Source organism: Fibrisoma limi BUZ 3 (assembly GCF_000296815.2).
Taxonomy (GTDB): domain Bacteria; phylum Bacteroidota; class Bacteroidia; order Cytophagales; family Spirosomataceae; genus Fibrisoma; species Fibrisoma limi.
Genome location: NZ_CAIT01000006.1, coordinates 181,565 through 202,168, shown reverse-complemented (window position 1 = coordinate 202,168; position 20,604 = coordinate 181,565). Strand labels below are relative to the sequence as shown.

General features: G+C 55.0%; 26 protein-coding genes. 13 read left to right on the top strand and 13 right to left on the bottom strand.

Translation table 11 applies throughout. The annotated features are described in order from the left end of the window. Positions 1-36 precede the first annotated feature (36 nt). Positions 37-1,131 (top strand): lactonase family protein, encoded by a 1,095-nt coding sequence (locus tag BN8_RS08770; protein ID WP_009281484.1) that lies wholly within the window; start codon positions 37-39, stop codon positions 1,129-1,131. A gap of 187 nt (positions 1,132-1,318) precedes the next feature. Here BN8_RS08770 and BN8_RS08765 read toward each other — a convergent pair whose 3' ends face one another. Next, entirely contained in the window at positions 1,319-1,687 is a 369-nt protein-coding gene (locus BN8_RS08765; RefSeq protein WP_009281483.1) for a winged helix-turn-helix transcriptional regulator, read from the bottom strand. 112 nt (positions 1,688-1,799) lie between these two features. Between BN8_RS08765 and BN8_RS08760 the strand changes: the two genes are divergently transcribed. Then, positions 1,800-2,414, top strand: a complete 615-nt coding sequence (locus tag BN8_RS08760) for an FMN-dependent NADH-azoreductase (RefSeq protein ID WP_009281482.1) — start codon at positions 1,800-1,802, stop codon at positions 2,412-2,414. Positions 2,415-2,588: 174 nt separating this feature from the next. Here BN8_RS08760 and BN8_RS08755 read toward each other — a convergent pair whose 3' ends face one another. Beyond that, entirely contained in the window at positions 2,589-3,386 is a 798-nt protein-coding gene (locus BN8_RS08755; RefSeq protein WP_009281481.1) for an SDR family oxidoreductase, read from the bottom strand. Between the two features lie 261 nt (positions 3,387-3,647). Here BN8_RS08755 and BN8_RS08750 point away from each other — a divergent pair, with 261 nt between their 5' ends. Together BN8_RS08750 and BN8_RS08745 are read left to right on the top strand one after the other, a co-directional pair. After that, positions 3,648-4,244, top strand: a complete 597-nt coding sequence (locus tag BN8_RS08750; protein WP_009281480.1) for a 3-keto-disaccharide hydrolase — start codon at positions 3,648-3,650, stop codon at positions 4,242-4,244. 238 nt (positions 4,245-4,482) lie between these two features. Further along, positions 4,483-4,998: a DinB family protein gene (locus tag BN8_RS08745; protein ID WP_009281479.1), complete on the top strand. Its 516-nt coding sequence runs from the start codon at positions 4,483-4,485 to the stop codon at positions 4,996-4,998. Between the two features lie 60 nt (positions 4,999-5,058). On the opposite strand, the gene BN8_RS08740 is transcribed toward BN8_RS08745, so the two are convergent. After that, complete coding sequence (locus BN8_RS08740) at positions 5,059-5,457, bottom strand: hypothetical protein (protein WP_009281478.1); 399 nt, start codon at positions 5,455-5,457, stop codon at positions 5,059-5,061. Positions 5,458-5,693: 236 nt separating this feature from the next. Beyond that, a complete protein-coding gene (locus BN8_RS08735; protein WP_009281477.1) occupies positions 5,694-6,197 on the bottom strand; it encodes a hypothetical protein in 504 nt (167 codons plus the stop codon). 253 nt (positions 6,198-6,450) lie between these two features. Here BN8_RS08735 and pdxR point away from each other — a divergent pair, with 253 nt between their 5' ends. After that, positions 6,451-7,956, top strand: coding sequence for a MocR-like pyridoxine biosynthesis transcription factor PdxR (gene pdxR, locus BN8_RS08730; protein ID WP_040005656.1), 1,506 nt, complete (start codon positions 6,451-6,453; stop codon positions 7,954-7,956). 76 nt (positions 7,957-8,032) lie between these two features. Then, on the top strand, positions 8,033-8,758 hold the full coding sequence (locus BN8_RS08725) for a DUF72 domain-containing protein (protein ID WP_009281475.1): 726 nt from the start codon (positions 8,033-8,035) through the stop codon (positions 8,756-8,758). Positions 8,759-8,818: 60 nt separating this feature from the next. Here BN8_RS08725 and BN8_RS08720 read toward each other — a convergent pair whose 3' ends face one another. Next, the gene (locus tag BN8_RS08720) at positions 8,819-9,208 is read right to left on the bottom strand and encodes an SPW repeat domain-containing protein (RefSeq protein ID WP_009281474.1); all 390 of its coding nucleotides are present in this window, start codon (positions 9,206-9,208) and stop codon (positions 8,819-8,821) included. Positions 9,209-9,319: 111 nt separating this feature from the next. Then, positions 9,320-9,997, bottom strand: coding sequence for an alpha/beta hydrolase (locus BN8_RS08715; protein WP_009281473.1), 678 nt, complete (start codon positions 9,995-9,997; stop codon positions 9,320-9,322). A 158-nt stretch (positions 9,998-10,155) separates the two neighbouring features. On the opposite strand from BN8_RS08715, the gene BN8_RS08710 reads away from it, so the two are divergent. Beyond that, positions 10,156-11,340, top strand: coding sequence for an Nramp family divalent metal transporter (locus BN8_RS08710; RefSeq protein WP_040005654.1), 1,185 nt, complete (start codon positions 10,156-10,158; stop codon positions 11,338-11,340). Here the strand turns inward: BN8_RS08710 and BN8_RS08705 are convergent. Then, on the bottom strand, positions 11,332-12,255 hold the full coding sequence (locus tag BN8_RS08705; RefSeq protein WP_229367847.1) for an N-acetylmuramoyl-L-alanine amidase family protein: 924 nt from the start codon (positions 12,253-12,255) through the stop codon (positions 11,332-11,334). The two genes, BN8_RS08710 and BN8_RS08705, sit on opposite strands and share 9 nt — an antisense overlap. A gap of 318 nt (positions 12,256-12,573) precedes the next feature. After that, positions 12,574-12,990, bottom strand: a complete 417-nt coding sequence (locus tag BN8_RS08700; protein WP_009281468.1) for an OsmC family protein — start codon at positions 12,988-12,990, stop codon at positions 12,574-12,576. Between the two features lie 153 nt (positions 12,991-13,143). On the opposite strand from BN8_RS08700, the gene BN8_RS08695 reads away from it, so the two are divergent. Beyond that, a complete protein-coding gene (locus BN8_RS08695) occupies positions 13,144-13,740 on the top strand; it encodes a Crp/Fnr family transcriptional regulator (RefSeq protein ID WP_009281467.1) in 597 nt (198 codons plus the stop codon). A gap of 8 nt (positions 13,741-13,748) precedes the next feature. Here the strand turns inward: BN8_RS08695 and BN8_RS08690 are convergent, their stop codons facing one another. Both BN8_RS08690 and BN8_RS08685 read right to left on the bottom strand, forming a co-directional pair. Beyond that, positions 13,749-14,069, bottom strand: coding sequence for a hypothetical protein (locus tag BN8_RS08690; RefSeq protein ID WP_009281466.1), 321 nt, complete (start codon positions 14,067-14,069; stop codon positions 13,749-13,751). A 60-nt stretch (positions 14,070-14,129) separates the two neighbouring features. Then, complete coding sequence (locus BN8_RS08685) at positions 14,130-14,579, bottom strand: GNAT family N-acetyltransferase (RefSeq protein WP_009281465.1); 450 nt, start codon at positions 14,577-14,579, stop codon at positions 14,130-14,132. 142 nt (positions 14,580-14,721) lie between these two features. On the opposite strand from BN8_RS08685, the gene BN8_RS08680 reads away from it, so the two are divergent. After that, a complete protein-coding gene (locus BN8_RS08680; protein WP_009281464.1) occupies positions 14,722-15,531 on the top strand; it encodes a hypothetical protein in 810 nt (269 codons plus the stop codon). Here the strand turns inward: BN8_RS08680 and BN8_RS08675 are convergent, their stop codons facing one another. Beyond that, complete coding sequence (locus BN8_RS08675; RefSeq protein ID WP_009281463.1) at positions 15,532-15,861, bottom strand: tetratricopeptide repeat protein; 330 nt, start codon at positions 15,859-15,861, stop codon at positions 15,532-15,534. It lies immediately after the preceding gene. 189 nt (positions 15,862-16,050) lie between these two features. On the opposite strand from BN8_RS08675, the gene BN8_RS08670 reads away from it, so the two are divergent. The 4 genes from BN8_RS08670 (at position 16,051) to BN8_RS08655 (ending at position 19,658) form a co-directional block, all read left to right on the top strand. After that, the gene (locus tag BN8_RS08670; protein ID WP_040005906.1) at positions 16,051-16,788 is read left to right on the top strand and encodes an electron transfer flavoprotein subunit beta/FixA family protein; all 738 of its coding nucleotides are present in this window, start codon (positions 16,051-16,053) and stop codon (positions 16,786-16,788) included. A gap of 84 nt (positions 16,789-16,872) precedes the next feature. Continuing rightward, entirely contained in the window at positions 16,873-17,835 is a 963-nt protein-coding gene (locus BN8_RS08665; protein WP_009281461.1) for an electron transfer flavoprotein subunit alpha/FixB family protein, read from the top strand. A 106-nt stretch (positions 17,836-17,941) separates the two neighbouring features. Next, positions 17,942-18,538, top strand: a complete 597-nt coding sequence (locus tag BN8_RS08660; protein WP_009281460.1) for a bifunctional nuclease family protein — start codon at positions 17,942-17,944, stop codon at positions 18,536-18,538. A 145-nt stretch (positions 18,539-18,683) separates the two neighbouring features. Next, a complete protein-coding gene (locus BN8_RS08655) occupies positions 18,684-19,658 on the top strand; it encodes a threonine ammonia-lyase (RefSeq protein WP_009281459.1) in 975 nt (324 codons plus the stop codon). 65 nt (positions 19,659-19,723) lie between these two features. Here BN8_RS08655 and BN8_RS08650 read toward each other — a convergent pair whose 3' ends face one another. After that, positions 19,724-20,134, bottom strand: a complete 411-nt coding sequence (locus tag BN8_RS08650) for a response regulator (RefSeq protein ID WP_009281458.1) — start codon at positions 20,132-20,134, stop codon at positions 19,724-19,726. Between the two features lie 60 nt (positions 20,135-20,194). Continuing rightward, entirely contained in the window at positions 20,195-20,557 is a 363-nt protein-coding gene (locus BN8_RS08645; protein WP_040005653.1) for a hypothetical protein, read from the bottom strand. Between the last annotated feature and the right edge of the window lie 47 nt (positions 20,558-20,604).

The following is a 20,604-nucleotide window of genomic DNA, read 5'->3' as shown; positions in this document are numbered from 1 at the left end:
GGCATAGCATTGTGTGTCATCCTCTTACTCAATGTAATGAACCAGCAGACAGCTTTAACCGATATTCTCTACGTCGGTACGTACTCGGTGCGGGGCAGCCGGGGCCTTTATGTATACGCATTTGACCGGGCAACCGGAACCGTCGAACTTGTGCAGGCCGTCGATAATCCGAACAGTCCGTCGTTTCTTGCCCTGCACCCCAGCGGCCATTTTCTCTACGCGGTCAACGAACGCGACGAGCAGGGCGATGAGCATTTCGGTACGGTCTACGCCTACGCCATCGACCCGCAGTCCGGCCACCTGACGTTCATTAATCAGCAGGTATCGTTGGGAAAGGCCCCCTGCCACATCAGCATTCACCAAAGCGGCAAACTGGCGTTCGTATCTAACTACGGGAGTGGTAGCCTGGCAGTCCTGCCCATTCGGGAAGACGGATCGCTTGCTGAGGCTACCCAGTTATTGACCCATACCGGTAGTAGTGTAGATGAAGAGCGGCAGGACGCTCCGCATGTTCATTCGGCCACGCTATCGCCGGACGGTCGGTGGCTATACGCATCGGACCTCGGCACAGACAAGGTTCACGCGTACCGGGTTGATGCCGACCAGCATACGCTTAGCCCCCACGAAACGCCCTACGTAGCTGTCTCGCCAGGTTCCGGACCGCGCATCACGGCCGTTCATCCGGATGGTCGGCACGTCTATGGCATCAAAGAGATGAGTTCGACCGTAGCTGTTTTCACCCGCCACCCCGAAACCGACGCGTTTGCGTTGTTGCAGGATGACGTACCGTTTTTACCGGAACAGTACGAGGGCGAACGCTCCGGCGGGGATATTCACGTCGATGCCGCAGGGCGTTATCTGTATACGACCAACCGGGGGAACAATACCCTGGCTATCTTCCGGATCGGCGACAATGGGGCGCTGTCGCCGGTTGGACTACATTATACCGGTGGGGATCAGCCGCGCAATTTCTGGATCGACCCCAACGGTGACTACGTACTGGTGGCCCATGAGGAAACCGACAACATCACCGTGTTCAAACGCGACAAGCAAACCGGCGACGTAGCAGCGACGGGCTACGAAATCAGTGTACCTTCGCCGGTCTGCCTGGTAATGCTGGCGCGGCCGTAGTGGCGGTTTTCAGCGATAGGGCCACGGAATCCCTATCGCTATGCTTTACATGTTTTTCTGAGAGCCGCCCGGTTAGCTCTGCACCGGCGTAGAGAATTCGTTGGCCGTAGTTTTTCGCTGATGAAACGGCTTTCATAACCGTTTCAACATACGGTCGAAACCAGCGCAAGACTACGTTCCAACGAAATTAGAGAGACCGTACGCGGGCCTGGTGCTGTATGCCCCAATCCCGCAGCGCAGCAAAAATTCCCTGGAGGGAGGTGGCATATTCCGTCAGTTCATACTCAATCAGGACCGGCGTTGTCGGCTGCACCCGACGCGTAACAAAGCCATTCATCTCCAGCTCCTTAAGCTCTTTCGATAAAAGCTTGGGGGTAATGCCTTCAATCTGTCGCTGTACTTCGGTGAAGCGCTGAGGACCATATTCCAGCACCACAAGAATGGGCAACTTCCATTTACCACCCAGCACGTAGAGGGCGTCACGCACGGCGTTCACGCTACGTCGGCATTCCGTTTTGTTGTGTTCCGGCGACAATCGTTCGCTCAACTTTTCCATAGCTGCATTACAAGACTACTATCCTTGACGATAGCGCTATCCTTAAGGAAACTGCTATCTTTTCAATAGCGAACATAGGTAGTTTTGTCGAAACAAACAACCTGACCAGTTTATGAATATTCTTCATGTAGTTTCCAGCCCCCGTGGCGATGCATCGTACAGCATCAAGCTAGGCAATGGCCTGATCGAAAAAATACAGGCTGCTTATCCGGACAGCATCGTGCGGGTGCGTGATTTAGCCAACCAGCCGCTTCCACATATGGGAGAGAACCTTCTAGAGGCTTTTTTTACACCGTCGGAAGTGCATTCGCCCGCTCAGCAGGCAGCCGTACGACATTCCGATGAAGCAATCCGGGAATTACTGGAAGCCGACGTTCTTATCATTGGCGTCCCAATGTACAACTTCAATATCCCGTCTACGCTCAAAGCCTGGATTGACCACATCACCCGTGCGCGAGTTACCTTTCGTTACACCCCGAGCGGCCCGGAGGGTCTTGTGCAAGGGAAAAAAGTGTACTTAGCTATTGCCAGTGGGGGAGTTTATTCGGAAGGACCGGGAGTTGCTAATGATTTTGCGGCTCCCTACCTGAAAACAGTACTGAGCTTTCTGGGCATGACGGATGTGACCCTCGTGCGGGCCGAGGGCATCAAAATACCTGATTTGCAGGAGAGCGCCCTGGAAAAGGCCCTGAATAGCGTGCAGCTTGAGTTATTACAGCCCGTTTGAGATTATCCATTACGGACAACCTATACGCTTACAAAGGCTGTCCTGGCTTTCTACGAGCCCCAGTAACAAACAAAGTGATTCGCGCGAATCGCCCTGTCTGTTGCTGGGGATTTTTAATGATCACACACGGGTTCTCAACGCAGGGCGAAGTACCGTTTGTCGCTTCGCGGCAGGCTATCCCATCAGCAAAGACTCGGCTCCATCGATCCACACCGGCGTTCCGGTGATATGGCTCGACCGATCCGACGCCAGAAACAGGGCCAGATCGGCTACCTGATCGCTTTTGCCGGGTTTGCCGTCGGTGAGTGGAATCTTGCCTTCCGGAAATTCCACGGGTTCTTTTGCCTGCTCGATGTCACGCTTTTCGGTGCTTTCTTCGATGGCCGTTTCGATGGCGCCGGGGCAGATTACGTTTACCCGAATGCGATGCTTGGCCAATTCCAGAGCAGCCATTTTAGTAAAAGCGACCTGAGCTGCTTTGGTGCTCGAATAGGCCGTAGCGCCGGTGTTGCTGAAGATCCGTGTTCCGTTCACAGACGATGTAACGATGACCGAACCACCCTGCCGTTTCAGCAGCGGAATGGCGTATTTCACCGTCAGGAACGTGCCGCGCAGGTTGACATTGATCGTCTTGTCCCACTCGTCGGGTTCAAGTTCTTCGATGGGTGCCCAGACCCCGTTGATCCCGGCATTGGCAAAAACGATGTCCAGGCGTCCCCATTGGCTTTCGATGCGCTGAAAGGCCTGCTGCATATCCGCTACCTGCGATACATCGGCCACCAGGGCTATAGCTTCGCCCCCGCTCTGCTGAATCTGACTAACGGTTTCCTGCACCTCGTCTTCAGTACGGCTTAATGCCGCTACTTTAGCGCCTTCCTGCCCGAACAAAAGGGCGGCCGCCTTGCCAATTCCCGAACCAGCGCCGGTAATCAGCGCTACTTTGCCGGCTAATTCCTGTGCCTGCTGTGCCATTGTTGAGTGAATGTTGTGTTTTAAACGCAGAGGTAGCCGAGGCTGCGCAGAGATCGCAGATGAATTGCGGAAATAAGTCTCGAATGTCTTCGCCTTTGCGTTTTCTGCGTTCCTTTTTAGCTACCTCTGCGTTTAAGCACATTTACCGCTTTTTTGTTGGCTGCTCAGCCAATTACATAGCCTGTGGTTAGATCAGGTTTAGGATTTTTGCCTTTCTCCTACCAATTTAGCTCCCTCATTCTTGATTAATTTCCCGACCTTATGAAACGCTTTATTGCGCTAGCCTCCGTCGTTGCGACCCTGGCCTTCACGGCCCCGACCAAAACGGTTAAATTGTTCAACGGCAAAGACCTGACCGGCTGGAAGATTTACGGCACCGAAAAATGGTACGTCGATAACGGTGAACTTATCTGCGAAAGCGGCCCCGACAAAGGCTACGGCTACCTGGCTACCGATAAGCCCTACAAAAATTTCGATCTGTCGCTGCAATTCAAGCAGGAAGCCAACGGCAACAGCGGGGTCTTTTTCCGGTCGAGCATCGAAGGTACCAAAATCAGTGGCTGGCAGGTGGAAGTGGCCCCGCCCAACCACGACACCGGCGGCATTTACGAATCGTACGGTCGCGGCTGGCTGGTGCAAATTCCCGACGAGAAAGAAAACATCCTGAAACCAAGCGAGTGGAACACCCTCCGCATCCGCGTAGAAGGCGACCATGTGCAGACGTACCTGAACGGCCAGCAGATGGTCGACATGCACGATGAAAAAATCGGCCAGGCCAACGGTTCGGTTGCCCTCCAGATTCACGACGGGGGCGGTATCAAAGTACGCTGGCGGAAACTGATGCTGAAAGAGCTGTAAGTAGTGGTTCAGACATCCGAATGGCGTCGGTCGGGTTAATAGCCTGTCGACGCCATTCGCTTTTTCAACGTAGCTCCGGTGCCGTAGTGAGCCTACAATATTCCTCCCATTAAATTTTTACAAATCCGGCCTTCGACTTCACTATTCGGGTTCCAAACGTGTTACGCTTGTGTAGATACCAGCATTCGGGAACCCGTTACGAAACCGATTCGGCTTCCGACGCTGTTGTTGAGTAACTATGGAACAGACCACTTTGCCGGAAGTCTGGCTGCGCGGGGCGCTTCCCGATATTCCGCCCGTATTACAGCCGGTTGCACACGCCCTGCTACAGGCCCGCGAGGAAGTGAACGCCCTCATGAGCGACTTCCCCGACGTTTTGTTATGGAACCGCCCGGCCGGTGTGGCTTCGGTTGGTTTTCATCTGCAACACCTCACCGGCGTTCTTGACCGGCTCTTCACCTATGCCCGGGGCAAATCACTGACCACCGATCAGTTGGCCCGGCTGTCGGAAGAAGGGCACCCCAAAGGCAACACATTAACCGTCGACGTACTGGTCAATCGATTCAACCGGCAGATTGATACGGCGCTCAACCAGTTGCGCACCACCGACGAGTCGACTCTGACCGAACCACGGGGTGTCGGCCGGGCACAATTACCGTCGACCGTACTGGGCTTGCTGTTCCATGCCGCCGAACATACGCAGCGGCACGTTGGCCAACTGTTGGTAACGGCCCGAGTCCTGCGAGGGTATTAGCTTTTTTGACGAGACCAACCATGAGCCAGCTACGCATGACTTGTGGCTATGGTCTCGTTATCAGTCACTAACAGGCTGGCGTTCGCGGGTTGCTTCGACCAGTTCAACCCTGGCCGATTCAGTGCCGGGTTTGACATTCCCTCCGCTCAGGCCTTTTACCCGGTAGGCTCCATGAGGCCTGACCGGATGGGTTATTTTCGACAGTTGCTCATGTAACAGCCGGTGCTGCTTGTCAAAGTAACTGAGTCTGACTATAATTCGATTGTACGTAAAGGTATCCGAAGCGTTCCTGATGGTAAAATCGTGTTCACTGACTTCAATTTCATCGTATATGTGTTGAGGATCTGACCTGGTCCATACGGGATTAACAATGGTCAGATCCGCTGGGAGACGGTGGGTAGCATCGGTAGAAGGCTGACAGGCGGCTACAAGCAGGAGGGCAAAAAGGCTATTGTTCATGATCAGTTAGAACCCGCTTTCGTTAATGGTGTAGTGAGATGAGTCGTAAATAAGAGTTTATTCAGAGGATTGAATAAACAGACGGCGTTTCATGATTTCGCAAGGTGACAGCTTCTTAAGCCAGGGCAATAAAGCAGAAATTATAACAGTGATAAATAACGACTTACGAAACGGCTCTTTTATCGCCTTTTCCGCCACTCATTAAAAAAGCCGAGATGTATGTCTCGGCTTTTTGATTAAAACAGAATCTTCGGTCCCAGCGGTGGCCCCACCGGTCGGGGTGTACCAATCACAAACTCCCGAATGACCCGGTGTGGTCCGGCCTGTACCTTCAACGTATAGCGACCTTCGGGCATATCTTCCATGTTGAGCAGTCGCCAGGCCCAGTCAGCCCCCAGCTTTTCGAAGTAGAGCGATTCGTGCTGATTCGTTTCCAGCCTCATTGTCAACTTGTAACCCGTCCGGTTACCAATCAGGAGTTTAAGCCGGAGCGGGTTTTTGTCGGGATACAAACTGATGTGCAGATCGGACTGATCGAGCAGCACGAGCGGCACAGCAGCCTTTGGGGCGTAGTCTGGATTCGTACGGGCGGGGAGTTCAGTATTTACCGCCACGAACCCCTCCGTATCGGCCGCCTGGGCATGCACAGATGCTACTGGTTTAGCCAGCAGGAGCAGCCACCCCAGCACAAGCGACAGGTAATGCAAACCGGTTGTAAAACATGTAGAAAATTGGTTCATACGTATTGTTGTTTAGTGAAACTGGTTGGTTGAATCAGGACTGTAAATCAATACAAAAGTACCGCAGCCGGACTGGGTCCCCGACCCGATTGTTGCGGAGTTTAGCGGGTACAATCATCTTCTCTTCGCCATGATTTCTGAACAAATGTACCCGAACATTGGCCACCCTGAAAGAGCCATTATTTCACAAGTTGACAGGGCCATTTTGTCTGAAATTTGTACCTTGTCCTGCCTTAACAGCAAACTGTCAGCCATGAGTAAGAGTACCCCACAAATCGACCTGCCCGGCTTGCAACTGGACCGCAGCAGCCCCACACCTTTGCACCAGCAGATCTACACATTCATCCGCGAAGCCATCGGCGACGGTCGGCTCAAAGCGAACTACCGGCTACCGGCCACGCGCGTGCTGGCGGGCGACTGGGGTATCTCGCGAAACGTAGTGCTGCTGGCCTTTGAGCAGTTGATTCTGGAGGGGTATCTGTGCTCAAAAACCGGCGCAGGCACCTACGTAGCCGCCTGCCGGTCGGACGATTTGCCGATTCGCCCGGCCGCGAAAGCCAGCCGCCCGCAATCAAAACGAGCCGAACTGACAACCTACAGTTTGCTCCGGCGGGCCTCGGATGAGCTGATTTCAGGGTGTAGTGTTGATCGGGAAGCCATCCAGCCCTTTCAGGTATCGGTACCGTCGTACCGCGATTTTCCGTTTTCGATCTGGAGTAACCTCGCCATGCAGGTTTACCGCGGGCTGCACATCCAGCACCTGGGCTACGACGATGCCGGTGGTTACTGGCCCCTGCGCGAAGCCATTGCCGAACACGTGCAGGTGAACCGGGCCGTGCGGTGTACGGCCGAACAGGTGGTGATTGTGCAGGGTACCCAACAGGCGCTCTACCTGGCCGGGTCGCTGCTGCTGCAACCGGGCGATCCGTTCTGGATGGAAGACCCGGGCTACCAGGGTGCTGTAGCCTGCCTGCGGGCGGCAGGTGGGATACCCTGCCCCGTACCGACGGGTCCGGCCGGCTTCGATCTCGATTACGCCCTCCAACATCACCCTAATGCCCGGGTCGTTTACCTGACGCCCTCGCATCAGTATCCGTTGGGAGGCACCCTACCCTACCCCACCCGTAAACGACTGCTCGACTGGGCTGCTCAGCACGAAGGCTGGATCATTGAGGATGATTACGACAGCGAGCTGCGGTATTCGGGCCGACCGCTGCCGTCGCTGCAGGGGCTGGATCAGGCCGGTCGGGTAGTATACATCGGTACGTTCAGCAAAACGCTGTTCCCGGCTCTTCGGATTGGCTACATTATTCTGCCCGATGCGTCGACGGCCCGGCTGTTTATCCGCGCCAAAGCGCTGCTGGATCGGCAAAACCCAGTCGTCGAACAGATGATCCTGGCGAGATTTATTCAGGAAGGTCATTTTCAACGCCATATCCGGCGTATGCGGCAACTGTACAAAACCAAACAGACGTGGCTGCTGGAAGCTTTGCAGACCGTACCGGATCAGTGCCACACGTCGGCGTCCGATGCGGGTATGCACCTAGTAGCCTGGCTCCCAACCCACCTCGACGATCGTACCGTATCCAGCGAGCTGGCAACGCGGGGCGTAACGGCTCCGCCCTTAGCCAACTACACCCTTGCCCACCGGCAACCACCTGCTTTGCTACTTGGCTACTCGGCGTTCACAAAAGACCAGTTGGAAACAGCCGTGGCAACGCTGACCGCCGTACTTCGGACACAGGATTCGATCAGATGACGTAGCCGTTCAGAAGGCGCTACAACCGAATGCCGGCCGAGGTAGTTAACCTCAACGAAGCTAACGACGTATTCCGATGAGCGTTCATATCGGCACCTCCGGCTGGAGCTACGACCACTGGCAGGGGGTTCTGTATCCCGCACCAACCCCTGTTTCCCGGCGGCTGGACTATTACCTGCACCAGTTCCGAACGGTCGAACTAAACTACAGCTACTACCGCTGGCCTAACTCAACGGTTTTTGCCGGTTGGCAGGCCCGGCTACCCGAAGGGTTTCTCATGTGCGCCAAAGCGCCCCGGTGGCTGACGCACTACGGTAACCTGAGCAAACCGGAGCGGTGGATCGAACGCATCAAGGATGGCTGGCACGCCCTGAGCGATAAGCGGGCCGTTCTGCTGGTGCAGTTGTCGCCCCGCTTTACGATCAACTACGATCGGCTGGCGTATTTTCTGCAACAGATGCCGCCCTGGATTCAAACCGCCGTCGAGTTCCGGCATCCGAGTTGGCACGACGATGCTATTTTTTCCTTGCTCGAACAGCACCAGGTCGCCTATTGCGTCATGAGTGGAGCCAATCTGCCCTGCGTGCTACGGGCCACCGCTTCTTTCGTGTACGTCCGGATGCATGGACCCGACACTCACTATCTGTACGGCGGCTCCTACTCCGACAACGATCTTCGCTGGTGGGCCGACCGCATCCGGGAGTGGCAGGCAAGCGGCAAAGACGTGTACGTCTATTTCAACAACGACGGTGGCGGCAATGCCGTCCGGAATGCACTCACGCTACGGTCGTTTCTGGCATAAAAAAGGCCGGGACGCAGACGCTAGTCCTGATCCCGGCCACGATTACCCATTAGTTATGCGTTAGTGAGCTCCGCGTATTTCGCCCCGCTGATGCTCACCCCGTTGGTACGGCACCCGCTCGGTAAACAGGCCGGCTCCAATTTCCAGTATTCCAAAGATTACATGAGGTAGGTAAACCAGCTCGTCAAAATCAAAAATCCAGGGCGAAGCCGCCAGCACAACACCAGCCAGTACGTCCATCGTCAAGTGCGCTGGCATCGGAATAGCTTTAACCATCCCGGCTTCGTAGTTGGTCATGATTGACATCAGCAGTATCATGGCCCCCACAATGACAGGTACCCACTGCGCCGGGCCACCCGTTGCAAAACCAAAAATCCAGGGCGAACCCAGAATGAGCAGCCCGCTCAGATAGTCGAGGACACCGTGTGCCCGGGTTGAAATGAATCTCATTACGTTGCGTTGTTTACTATTCGTCGTGTCTTTACTCGTACCGGCAGTCCGGTAAACTTATGAATAATTAAGGGGCCTGTTTTACCCCAATTAAGCAGCCTGAGCCTCAGGCTACCCTTCCGAAGCGCCTAAACGATCAATCAGCCAGTGCGACAGATCGGCATCGACCTGCTGCCGGCACTCGTCCAGCCCATGCCGGCAACCCGGATATAATCGGATCTCTTTCGGCTCCTTTGCCCAGGCATAAATCTGTTGCGAGCACCGATCCGACAGAATTTCGTCGGCCGTACCGTGTTGCAGCAACAGGGCTTTTGGGCTCAACTCCCCGGCGAGTCCGGCACCATAGGTCTGGCTGCTCAGTGCGGCTACGGCCACTACGTACTCCGCCAGCGTCCCGGCCCTGATCACAACCGCACCGCCAAAGGAATGCCCCACCAGCGCCATCCGCTGATGCCCCCGTTCGTGGACCAAATAGTGTACGCCCATCATGGTATCCACTATGCAATTCTCCAGGTCGTTCGGAAAGCGATAATGCAACCGGAGCGATACAATCTGGTTCGCCACCAGTTGCCGGGCGAGTCTGGGGTACATACCCGCGGCCGGTCCGTCGAGTCCTCCGCCTGCACCACCTACCCACACGACTGCGGCCTCGGCTCCATCGGCTTCGTGGTAGCGCGCCAGGATATTCCCCACATTCGTCTCAAGAAGTAACTCCTCTTCGCCCGGCTGTGTGGTTTGTCGACGAACCGACTCCAGCACCATAGTTAGCTCTTTCCTGCTTGACAACATGCTGTCTACCTGCTGTTCACTACGTTTAGTACAATGGGACCGGCTTTCAATCACGAATTCCCCCTGAAAAATTGGGCAACGGTCCCTGGCTATTCCGTTTCATGGTATCTGTCCATTCAGTAGCTTGCGGCCACAGACTACCCATCGTCCTTACGTACATGCCCAAAAGTCTTTCGCTCCGCTCCGGCATTAGCAGCGTTCTGTTCTGGTCCGTTATTTCAGCGGCCTTTATTGGTCCGGGTACCGTTACGACCTGCGCCATGGCCGGCTCCCGCTTCGGTCTCCAGTTGCTCTGGGCGTTGACGTTCTCCACCCTGGGCACCATGCTGTTGCAGGAAGCAGCCGCCCGTATTACGCTGGCGTCGGGTCTTAGCCTGGGCGACGTCATTGCCCGATCGTACGGCGAAAAAGCACGCTGGATTTCGGGGCTGCTGTTCGGTGCCGTGGCCCTGGGCTGTGCTGCCTATGAGGCCGGCAATATTCTGGGGGCGGTGTCGGGGCTGGCCCTGCTGACTGGTGCCCCCGTATCAATCCTGACGGCTATCGTCGGGGCGGTGTGTATGGTGTTGCTGTGGCAGGGGTCAACCCGGTTGATTGCCAATTTTCTCGGTCTGGTGGTCTTCGTCATGGGCGTAGCGTTCACCTATGTAGCGCTCAACAGCGGGCAATCGGCAGGCGCTTTTGGGAAAGCCCTGGTCAGTCCCTCGCTACCGCCCGACTCGATGGTGCTGATCATCGGGCTTATCGGCACCACGATCGTTCCTTACAATCTCTTTCTGGGCTCCGGCATCGGTCGCAACCAATCCTTGAGCGAGATGCGGTGGGGCATTGGGCTCGCCGTGCTGATCGGCGGATTGATCTCCATGACCATTCTCGTAGCAGGTACGCTGATCAGGGGCGATTTTTCATTTCAGAACGTCGCGCAGACCCTTTCGGCCCGACTGGGAAGCTGGGCCGGAGCCCTGTTTGCCTTTGGCCTCTTTGCGGCCGGGTTCACCTCCGCCCTCACCGCTCCGCTGGCGGCTGCCGTAACGGCCCAGAGCTTGCTGGGCTGGTCACCGACGTCGCGGCCATACCGACTGGTCTGGTTAATTGTTATGGGGATCGGGCTGACGTTCGGGCTGTTGGGCGTCCGGCCGGTTCCGGTGATTGTGGCGGCTCAGGCGGCCAACGGTATCCTGCTGCCGGTCGTAACGATATTTCTGCTCCAGGCCGTCAACAATAAGCAGTTATTGCCCGAGCGCTACCGAAACTCCCTGTGGCAGAACATTGCCTTTCTGGTGGTTGTCGGTGTCACCGCATTCCTCGGTCTGCGAAACGTATGGCTGGCCTTCTCATCGTGACCGGAAGTCGTCCAGAATTCCCTGCGCCATCCAGTTGGCCAGCGCCTGCCGGTTGCTGGCAATCACAAAGCGTCGTTGATCCTGGCGATTCTGAATGTTTCCCAACTCGATGAACACAGTGGGCGGATGGCTGTTTTTGACCACGTAAAGCGTATTACGGGTCGAAACCGTACCTGAATACGGTCGATTCGGCTGGTAGCGCCGGTAATTGGTCTGAAACCGCCGGTGGATATGAGTAGCCAGTCGCCGACCAACGGCACTGCTGCTGTGGTGGTAAAAAAACACGTCGATGTTCTCCCCTCTACTCCGGCTATCAACATGGATGGTGATCAGGCGCTGGTACGCTCCTTTATGCCGGGCGTAAAGCCGGTTCACGGCGGTTGTGGTCTGCCGGAGCCGGGCGGTCTGGTTCAACGGAATCGGTTGATTCGGGTAAGCCCGTTCGTCCTTATCCAGCTTCAGTACGGCCTCGTTCCGGATACCGTCGTTGGGGTCTCTCACCATCATGTAGACAGTCGCTCCCTGCTGCTTCAGCAATTCGGACAGTCGGATGGTTACGTCGTAGGCGTATTCGTCTTCGGGCAGGAGAAACCGACCGTAGCGCCCAATGGCCCCGGGGTCCGGTCCGCCGTGCCCCGACGCCAGATAGAATACTGCACCGCTAAGGGGTCGGCGACCGGTTTTTGCTGTTTTTTTGGCCGGTACGTTCCTGCGGGATGCAGCACCCGACCGTTTCTTGGGTTTTGGTTGCTTCCGGACTTGCCGTTCACCTGACCGGTCCGTCCCCAGGCCCGGCAAAACCGTTCGTTCACCGGCGGTTGGTATCCCGGCGAATCGGCCGTCGATGGAACCACAACCCGCGTCAGGGCTTCTGGAAAGAGAAAGAAGAAGGAGTAAAAAGACAAATCGTTGCAATACGCTGGTTTCGTTAATGGGCGGGGCAAACTGGCGGGTAACTCACTACGTTCCGAATGCTACATACCCCGCAAACGCTCTGAACAAGAATTGGACAAAAGTAAGGGCAGGTCAGTAAGCGGCCAAACCGGTGCCTAAAAAGCGGTTGGTGTCGGGTGGGTTCGTGTGGTGTCAGGTTCGGAACCTGACACCACACGAACCCACCCGACACCGCGACGTTACACTACCCTCAAACAAAAAAGTGAACGAATGATGCAGGTAGTGGAGGTGGTGTCCACTACCTGCATCATTCGTTCTCTTCGTAGATAATGCTCTTATTTAGGCCAGTGTAGCATCAACGCTGATACTGGTGTTCAGCAGTTTGGATATGGGGCAGTTTTTCTCAGCATCCTCTACCAGCTCATCGAATTTTGCCTGGTCCAGGCCCGGTACGCTGGCTTTGAGCGTCAGTTTTGAGCTGGTGATACCACTGTCTTCCAGCGTGATGTCGCAGCGAACGTCCAGCGAATCGGCGGCAAAACCGGCCCCCTGAATGTTGAACGCCAGCTTCATGGCAAAGCAACCGGCGTGAGCGGCTGCTACCAGTTCTTCGGGATTTGTACCGACGCCATCGGCAAAGCGCGTGTTGAACGAGTATTGGGTTTCATTCAGAACTGTGCTGCCGGTCGTCAGATGGCCTTTGCCCTCTTTACCTGTTCCGGCCCAATGGGCTGATGCATTGCGCGTAATTTTCATAAGGTATGATTCAAATTTGTTTGCGATTTACTTTTGACTGAACAAAGGTAGACTGGTGGTTGATTTTAATTTTTCACCTATGTTAAAAACGAACGTACGCGCTTCAGCTACTCATCAGTCAGGTCGGCCCAAACGAGTACATCAAACACGATCATGACATCAACGCAATACACTGCCCTGCAGCACCATTTACAGCAGTTTGCTCAGCTTTCTGAGGCCGATATTCGAATGACCCGCGACCTATGGCAGGTCAGAAACATGGCCCGCCACGAGTTGTTCACCTTTAGTAACTCGGTTTGCCGCCAGGTGGGTTTTGTCCTGAAAGGAATCTTTCGGGTGTATTACGTCCATCCGGCCACCGAACAGGAACACAACCTGTATTTCATCGCCGAACATACGTTTCTGACGTCCCTGAAAAGTTTGCTGACCCAGACAACCTGTCCGTACCTGATCGAAGCCCTGGAAGATGCCGAACTCCTGGTCATTGATCACGACGCCCTGAAGCAGTTCTATCCACAATCACACGGCTGGGAACGATTCGGGCGGCTGCTGGCCGAGCAGTATTTTCTGGCTAACCAGACCCGCTCCGAAAGCCTGCTGATGCAGTCGGCCGAGGAGCGCTACGTCGATTTGATGACGAATCAGCCGGATCTGCTGAACCGGGTATCGTTGGGTCACATTGCCTCCTACCTGGGCATAAAAGGGCCGTCGCTGAGCCGCATTCGGGCGCAGGTGGCGCAGCAGCGATAAAGGAATGATCAATACCCTTCGTCGGTAACCAGGTAATACTGCCGGCGCTGGATCGCGGCCTCCGCGTCCCGGACCGTAACCGTCAGCGATTCAATGTGTGTGTACTGGCTGAAGGGCGTAATCCGGCTGTCGAGAATCACCTGCTGCTCAGCCGCCAGCAGATTCTTTAAGAAAACGAGCGCTTCCTCACGCGCATCGAACGTACCGAGCAGATCATCTGTATTGAGCGCTGGTTCTTCGTCGGGCAGTTTACCCGGCAGGTTCGAAACGGGCGAGTCAACAGGTTCGGAAGCCTCCTGGGCGGAAGCTGCATAAAGTTCGATTGTCATGGGCAGAACGATTGGTAGTAGTCTGTAAACGCTGTTGGGGTCGTTTTTATCCCAGCGAGCTTATTTATTGGCCCCTGCGTACTGCCACTCCCACACCCCGCCATCGTCTTCGTCCCAGACCGTTCCGAGGCAGACAAAGCCGTTTCGCTGTAACAGACGGGACGAATAGTTCATTTCCGGCAGGGTTCGGGCTGTTACGATGATGGCCGGATCAGTCTCCTGAGCCAGCCGGACCAGCGACCGGCATAGTTCCCCACCGATCCCCTTATTCTGGTAGCGCGGAAACACCCCGTAGGCAATCTCGACCTCCCCTCCGTTCGGTTTTCCCTTGAAAGCCGCACTGCCGACCAGTTCATCCCCAAGCCGGACAAAATAACCGATCCAGGGTGGCACATACCCCACTTTTTCGAAGAACTCAATGGTCATCGAAAGACCCGGCTCACAATCGGGATGCTGGGCAAACAGGAGATTCTCGGCAGCGGTCCGCTGAATGGGTATAAGTTCCAGCATGGCAGGGGTTTGGTTAGGGATTGGTTGCCATTCATCCTTATGAACGAACGTCGATGTAGGATTGAAACAGAATCTGAAACTTCCTGTTTATCTTTACAATTATACAGAAACCCAACGTTTATTCACGTAATCTGTGTTTGGTATGCGGCCTCTTTACTTCCTGAAACCGGTTCTATCGATGCTGCTGCTGAGCATTGTGTTCAGCGGCTGCGCACCGACTATGTTGACAACGTATAAACTGGAGCCCGCTTCCGGCGACATCGTCCAGCTTGATGGTCGGCCGGTAACGAAGGCCGACCGTAATGGCGTTACGGTAGTCGCGTCGTTCGAGCGGGAAGAAATGGATTACGTAGCGCTCGACGTTGAAGTTAAAAACAATACTGATCGGCTCATTGAAGTCAATCCGGCTGATTTTCATTTCTACGCCCTCGACGCCCAACAGGACACCCTGGCCGACCCTGCCTCCCCCGACCAGCCGCTGTACCGTGGAGCAGCCGACCCTTCGTACGAAGCCAGCCGCATGGGGTTGAAGCGCAAGCAGGAGGAAAAGCGCCTGAAACAGGCCAAAGTCATTAACACCATCCTGCTGGTAGCCGCCATCGCCAGCGACGTATCCTCGTCCAGCCGGAGCCGCACCCGGAGCGAGTGGGTCAGCACCCGCGTCAGCCACGACGTAGCGTACCAGGCCATTGCCGCCAAACGCGCCATCGACCACGGTACATTTGCCAACCGGATGCAACGCTACGATTACGAGGAATACCGGTGGCGCGAACTGGCCCTGCGTGCCAACACCGTGAAGCCGGGCGAATCGGTACGGGGGTTTGTCTATCTGCCCAAGCAGAAAGATGCCCGCTACCTGGCCATTACGTACTCCATTCCGGAAACCACCGACGTACCGCTCCTCTTCAAACAACAGACCGTGGAAGAGCGACAGCGTAAAAAGCGCCGGTAGCTACCAGTCTTCAGCATCGTCGTCAAACGCCTGCCGGGCCCGTTGCAGTTCGCGGTAGGTTTTGTCGTTTCCCTGCGTTTTTGCGAGGGCCAGGCCCGCTTCGTACAACCCGGCCGCTTTATCCCGTTCTCCCCTTTCAGCATACAGGGCCGCTGCGTGGTAATACGTCGGCAGGTAGTCCGGGTATTCGGTCAGAAGCTGATCAAAATACACGCGGGCCTGTTCAGGATTACCGTTCATGTATTCCATTGCGAGGGCGTAAACATTGAACGGCTCTCCGGGTTCTTCCTGTACGAATCGAATTAATTGTTGGATGCGATCGTTATTCATTCAAGCAGAAAATTAGTATGCGTGCATACTTTTTTTAGGACTGTTTGTAATTTAGCCGCGCCATGTTGACTGCCTATGGTAATCAGGCGGTGCGAACCGGGCCAGACGTTCCGTACACCCGGTTCGCACCGCCTGATTACCATCGACCACGCACGGCCAACGCTACAACAACCACAAATCGACAATACCATGAAAATTTTAGTGTGTGTAACGAGTGTCCCCGACACCACCACCAAAATTACCTTCACCGATAACAACACCAAATTTAACAAGGCAGGGGTGCAGTTTATCACCGGCCCCTACGATGACTACGCCCTGGCGCGGGCCATCGAGTTAAAAGAGAAACTGGGCGGAACCGTAACGGTGCTGAACGTAGGGGAAGCTGATACCGAGCCGGTCATTCGCAAGTGTCTGGCTATCGGTGCCGACGATGCAATTCGGGTTAACGCTGACCCCACCGATGCGTTCTTCGTGGCGGAGCAGATTGCGGCCATTGCGAAAGAGAACAGCTACGACCTGATTCTGATGGGGCGCGAATCCATCGATTACAACGGCGGTCAGGTACACGGCATTGTCGGCGAACTGCTGGGCATGCCGTCAATCTCACCGGTAATGCAATTGGATATCAACGGCGACACCGCGCAGATTACACGCGAAATCGAGGGTGGTAAAGAGTCGCTGGAAGCCAGACTGCCGCTGGTGCTGGGTTGCCAGGAGCCGATTGCCGAATGGAAAATTCCGAACATGCGCGGTATCATGACCGCCCGGACCAAGCCGCTGAAAGTTATTGAGCCAACCAGCAAGGATACGCTCACGAACGTAGCCAGCTACGAACTACCGGCTCCGCGCGGCAACGTCAAAATGATTCCGGCCGATCAGGCAGAAACCCTCATTCAATTGCTCCGCACCGAAGCAAAAGTCATTTAACGAGTTTGCCGTTTGTGGTTCGTAGTTGCTGATGCCAGACTAACTACGAATCACTAACGACAAACCACAAACCACAACCGAATTATGTCAGTCCTCATTTTTGCAGAATTAGACGAAGGTAAACTCAGAAAGTCCTCACAGGAGGCTATATACTACGGCGCTAAAGTGGCCGAACAGTTGGGTACGTCGGCTACGGCCATTGTGATTGGTCAGGCCGACGACAGCGAACTGGCTACGGCTGGTCGCTTTGGTGCCACTAAAGTACTGCATGCCGCTGACTCCAAATTGAACGAGCCGAACGGCATGGCCTACGCAACAGTCGTAGCGGCCGCTGCGCAGCAGGAAGGTACCAAGGTGATCGTGCTGGCCAAATCCTCGCTGGCCGATGCCATGGCAGCCCGACTGGTCGGTAAACTGCGGGCGGGTCTGGCGGCCAATGTGGTCGAACTACCCGATTTATCAAACGGTTTCCGGGTAAAACGCAGCATCTACACGGGGAAAGCGTTTGCCTACACAGACCTGACGGCCGACGTAAAAATCCTGGCTATCAAGAAAAACACGCTTGCCGTTGAGGAGAAAGACGCCACAGCTTCGGTCGAAACGTTCTCGCCCGCGCTGAACGACGGCGACTTCGGCATTGCCGTGAAAAGCACGGATAAAGCCACCGGCGACGTACTGTTACCCGAGGCAGACCTGGTCGTTTCGGCCGGGCGTGGCCTGAAAGGGCCCGAAAACTGGGGCATTGTGGAAGACCTGGCGAAGGCCCTGCACGCGGCTACGGCCTGCTCCAAACCGGTGTCCGACCTCGATTGGCGGCCTCACTCAGAACACGTTGGGCAAACAGGTTTGAAGATCAGCCCGAACCTGTACATTGCCTGCGGTATCTCCGGTGCCATACAACATCTGGCGGGCGTAAACTCCTCGAAGGTAATTGTTGTTATCAACAAAGACCCTGAGGCCCCCTTCTTCAAATCGGCTGATTACGGCATCGTCGGCGACGTGTTCGACGTACTGCCGCGGCTGACGAAGGCGGTACAGGCGTTATAAGCGATACCGGGTGAGTTATGAGCGTATAGTAGAAAAAACAGACAGCTTACACATTCCTCATGGTTTATCGCTCATAACTCATCACTTAAATTGCTAAATTCGCGCCGTGGATAAGATTAAACTGGAGATATTAGGACTTTCGCCCAGCCAGTCGCAGTCAGGTTCGTTTGCACTGGTGCTGGGTGAAGAATATGGTAACCGTCGGTTGCCCATAATCATTGGTATGTTTGAAGCGCAGGCCATTGCCATCGAAATCGAAAAGATTGTGCCGAACCGGCCGATGACGCATGACCTTTTCAAGCAGTTTGCCGAAAAATTTAAGTTTACCGTACGCGAAATCGTTATTTCCGAGCTTCGGGAAGGCATTTTCTTTGCCAAGATTGTTTGCTCAGACGGCGTGCGGGAAACCGTGATCGACGCTCGCCCATCCGACGCCATCGCGATCGGCATCCGGTTTAACGTACCGATCTATACAAACGAATCGATCCTGTCGGAAGCCGGAATTACCGCCAGCGTCAACGAGGATGACGAAGAACAGGAGGAACTGGTACGCTCCTCGAACCGGTCACCGAACCGCTCGTTTGGCGATCAGTTGAAGAATGCGTCGGCCGAAGAGTTGCAGCGAATGCTCGACGAAGCCCTCGGTAACGAGGAGTATGAGCGGGCCGCCAAGATTCGCGATGAAATGAGCAAGCGGAACTAGTGTTTCAGCTATTGGATACTGGCTATTGAGGCCGGACAAAAGCCGTGGGGTGACGAACCCCGCGGCTTTTTTGTTTCTTTGCATTGCGTTTATGCCAACTTTGAGCATGTAGCCAGCCGTCTAATAGCCAACGCCCAGCAATACAATGTCCAACGTCCAGTATACCACTACCGGCATCACCCTCGATACCATCCGCGACGCGCACGACCGCATTCGTCCGCATATCCACCGCACGCCCGTGCTGACAAACCACACGATCAATGAACGCGCCGGCGCTGAGCTGTTTTTCAAGTGCGAAAACTTCCAGAAGATTGGTGCGTTTAAAGCCCGGGGCGGGCTGAACGCCGTACTGCAACTGACCCCGGACGACCGTCGCTTTGGGGTGACGACGCATTCGTCGGGCAACCACGCCCAGGCCATTGCCTACGCAGCCCGGCAAGTTGGGATCCCGGCCTACATCGTCATGCCGCGTACGGCTCCGCAGGTCAAGAAAGATGCGGTTCGGGGGTATGGTGCCGAGGTAATTGAATGTGAACCGACGCTCGATGCCCGCGAAGAAGGCGTACGGGTTGTTATGGAGCGGACGGGGGCGGCCATGGTCCATCCCTTCGACGACGACCGGGTGATTGCCGGTCAGGCAACGGCGGCAAAAGAGCTGATTGAAGACTACGGCCAGGACAATCCGTTCGATGTCATTCTGGCTCCGGTTGGTGGTGGCGGCCTGCTGAGCGGTACGGCGCTGTCAACGCATTTTCTCTCCCCCACTACAACCGTAATTGCGGCTGAACCGGAAGGTGCTGCCGATGCCGTTCTCTCGTTTCAGAGCGGACAGGTAGAAAAAGCACCCTACATAAAAACCATTGCCGATGGCTTGCTGACGACCCTCAGCGACCGCACACTGGCCATCATCCGCGAACACGTATCAGACATCCTGACTGTTTCGGACGAGGAAATTGTAGCGGCCATGCGTTTGGTCTGGGAACGCATGAAAATCATCATTGAGCCCTCCTGCGCAGTTCCCCTGGCTGCTGTTTTGAAGCACAACGATCGATTTGCCGGGCAAAAACTCGGTATCATCCTGACCGGTGGAAATGTTGACCTGGGAAAGCTACCGTTTTGATATGTTTTCGACCCACACTTACTGATCCCTATCGATCTTAAAGCCCGGCACTGACCTGGTAAGCTTCAGTGAGCAGTTCCTGACAACTGCCACTTGTCGGCTATTTCTTTCATAATCAACAGAATCTGATCATAGTCGCCCGGCTTTGAATAAAACGCGTTGGCTCCCAGAAGTATGGATCGGTCTCTATCCTGCTGGTGGGTTGAGGTAGTAAAAATGATTACGGGCAGTTGATGCGTTGCGGGCATATTACGGATCTCATTCAATGTTTCAAAACCGTTTTTGCCAGGCATGTTCAGATCGAGAATAATCAACCTAGGATAAAGAGGCCGTTGGCTCAGATGAGTCAGCACGTCCAGGCCGTCTTTAAAATAGTTGACGCGAACGGCAGGTGCTATCTGACTAATGGCCATTGCCATAATGAGTTGGTCATCAGGGTCATCATCCACTACCCAGACCAGCGGTACAGACGTCATGAAGAAAGGATGGTTGTATGTGACAATCTGGCTTCAGCCATCGCTCGCCAAACGGTATTATCAAGAAGGAGGAAGCTTCGTTAACGCAAGCTTTATCTGGGCTTGACGGGTTAAGTCATTCAGAAGCTGAATGTGCTCTGCCAGCAGCTCCATTCCCTTTTCCGACGATTCTCCCTGTACGCTATCTACCAGTTGTTGTATTCCACTTGACATGGCTTCGAGACAGCCACGAAGCTCATCAGTCGAACACTGACCTATGTAGAACGTACCGGCACTGAACGTAGTTTGTGGGGGATTTTCCAGGCACTCCATAAGTTGCCTGTGCAATTCATAAAATTCGCTTACGGCCGTCACCCAGGCGTTGATTAAAATCTGATCGCCAGTCGGTTCGCCATAAGTCGACTGATCATGACCATTTTGCATAGACGTAGCCAGTCCAGCAACCGACTCCGACGCATTAATTTCCAGGA

Bases quoted from the DNA above. Each gene is read 5' to 3' on its own strand.
- BN8_RS08745 (WP_009281479.1), top strand. From the start codon at position 4,483: ATGGAACAGACCACTTTGCCGGAAGTCTGGCTGCGCGGGGCGCTTCCC.
- BN8_RS08740 (WP_009281478.1), bottom strand. From the start codon at position 5,457: ATGAACAATAGCCTTTTTGCCCTCCTGCTTGTAGCCGCCTGTCAGCCT.
- BN8_RS08710 (WP_040005654.1), top strand. From the start codon at position 10,156: ATGCCCAAAAGTCTTTCGCTCCGCTCCGGCATTAGCAGCGTTCTGTTC.
- BN8_RS08675 (WP_009281463.1), bottom strand. From the start codon at position 15,861: ATGAATAACGATCGCATCCAACAATTAATTCGATTCGTACAGGAAGAA.
- BN8_RS08690 (WP_009281466.1), bottom strand. From the start codon at position 14,069: ATGACAATCGAACTTTATGCAGCTTCCGCCCAGGAGGCTTCCGAACCT.
- pdxR (WP_040005656.1), top strand. From the start codon at position 6,451: ATGAGTAAGAGTACCCCACAAATCGACCTGCCCGGCTTGCAACTGGAC.
- BN8_RS08770 (WP_009281484.1), top strand. From the start codon at position 37: ATGAACCAGCAGACAGCTTTAACCGATATTCTCTACGTCGGTACGTAC.
- BN8_RS08685 (WP_009281465.1), bottom strand. From the start codon at position 14,579: ATGCTGGAACTTATACCCATTCAGCGGACCGCTGCCGAGAATCTCCTG.
- BN8_RS08715 (WP_009281473.1), bottom strand. From the start codon at position 9,997: ATGTTGTCAAGCAGGAAAGAGCTAACTATGGTGCTGGAGTCGGTTCGT.
- BN8_RS08750 (WP_009281480.1), top strand. From the start codon at position 3,648: ATGAAACGCTTTATTGCGCTAGCCTCCGTCGTTGCGACCCTGGCCTTC.
- BN8_RS08695 (WP_009281467.1), top strand. From the start codon at position 13,144: ATGACATCAACGCAATACACTGCCCTGCAGCACCATTTACAGCAGTTT.
- BN8_RS08765 (WP_009281483.1), bottom strand. From the start codon at position 1,687: ATGGAAAAGTTGAGCGAACGATTGTCGCCGGAACACAACAAAACGGAA.
- BN8_RS08665 (WP_009281461.1), top strand. From the start codon at position 16,873: ATGTCAGTCCTCATTTTTGCAGAATTAGACGAAGGTAAACTCAGAAAG.
- BN8_RS08650 (WP_009281458.1), bottom strand. From the start codon at position 20,134: ATGACGTCTGTACCGCTGGTCTGGGTAGTGGATGATGACCCTGATGAC.
- BN8_RS08760 (WP_009281482.1), top strand. From the start codon at position 1,800: ATGAATATTCTTCATGTAGTTTCCAGCCCCCGTGGCGATGCATCGTAC.
- BN8_RS08725 (WP_009281475.1), top strand. From the start codon at position 8,033: ATGAGCGTTCATATCGGCACCTCCGGCTGGAGCTACGACCACTGGCAG.
- BN8_RS08720 (WP_009281474.1), bottom strand. From the start codon at position 9,208: ATGAGATTCATTTCAACCCGGGCACACGGTGTCCTCGACTATCTGAGC.
- BN8_RS08645 (WP_040005653.1), bottom strand. From the start codon at position 20,557: ATGCAAAATGGTCATGATCAGTCGACTTATGGCGAACCGACTGGCGAT.
- BN8_RS08680 (WP_009281464.1), top strand. From the start codon at position 14,722: ATGCGGCCTCTTTACTTCCTGAAACCGGTTCTATCGATGCTGCTGCTG.
- BN8_RS08735 (WP_009281477.1), bottom strand. From the start codon at position 6,197: ATGAACCAATTTTCTACATGTTTTACAACCGGTTTGCATTACCTGTCG.
- BN8_RS08670 (WP_040005906.1), top strand. From the start codon at position 16,051: ATGAAAATTTTAGTGTGTGTAACGAGTGTCCCCGACACCACCACCAAA.
- BN8_RS08700 (WP_009281468.1), bottom strand. From the start codon at position 12,990: ATGAAAATTACGCGCAATGCATCAGCCCATTGGGCCGGAACAGGTAAA.
- BN8_RS08655 (WP_009281459.1), top strand. From the start codon at position 18,684: ATGTCCAACGTCCAGTATACCACTACCGGCATCACCCTCGATACCATC.
- BN8_RS08755 (WP_009281481.1), bottom strand. From the start codon at position 3,386: ATGGCACAGCAGGCACAGGAATTAGCCGGCAAAGTAGCGCTGATTACC.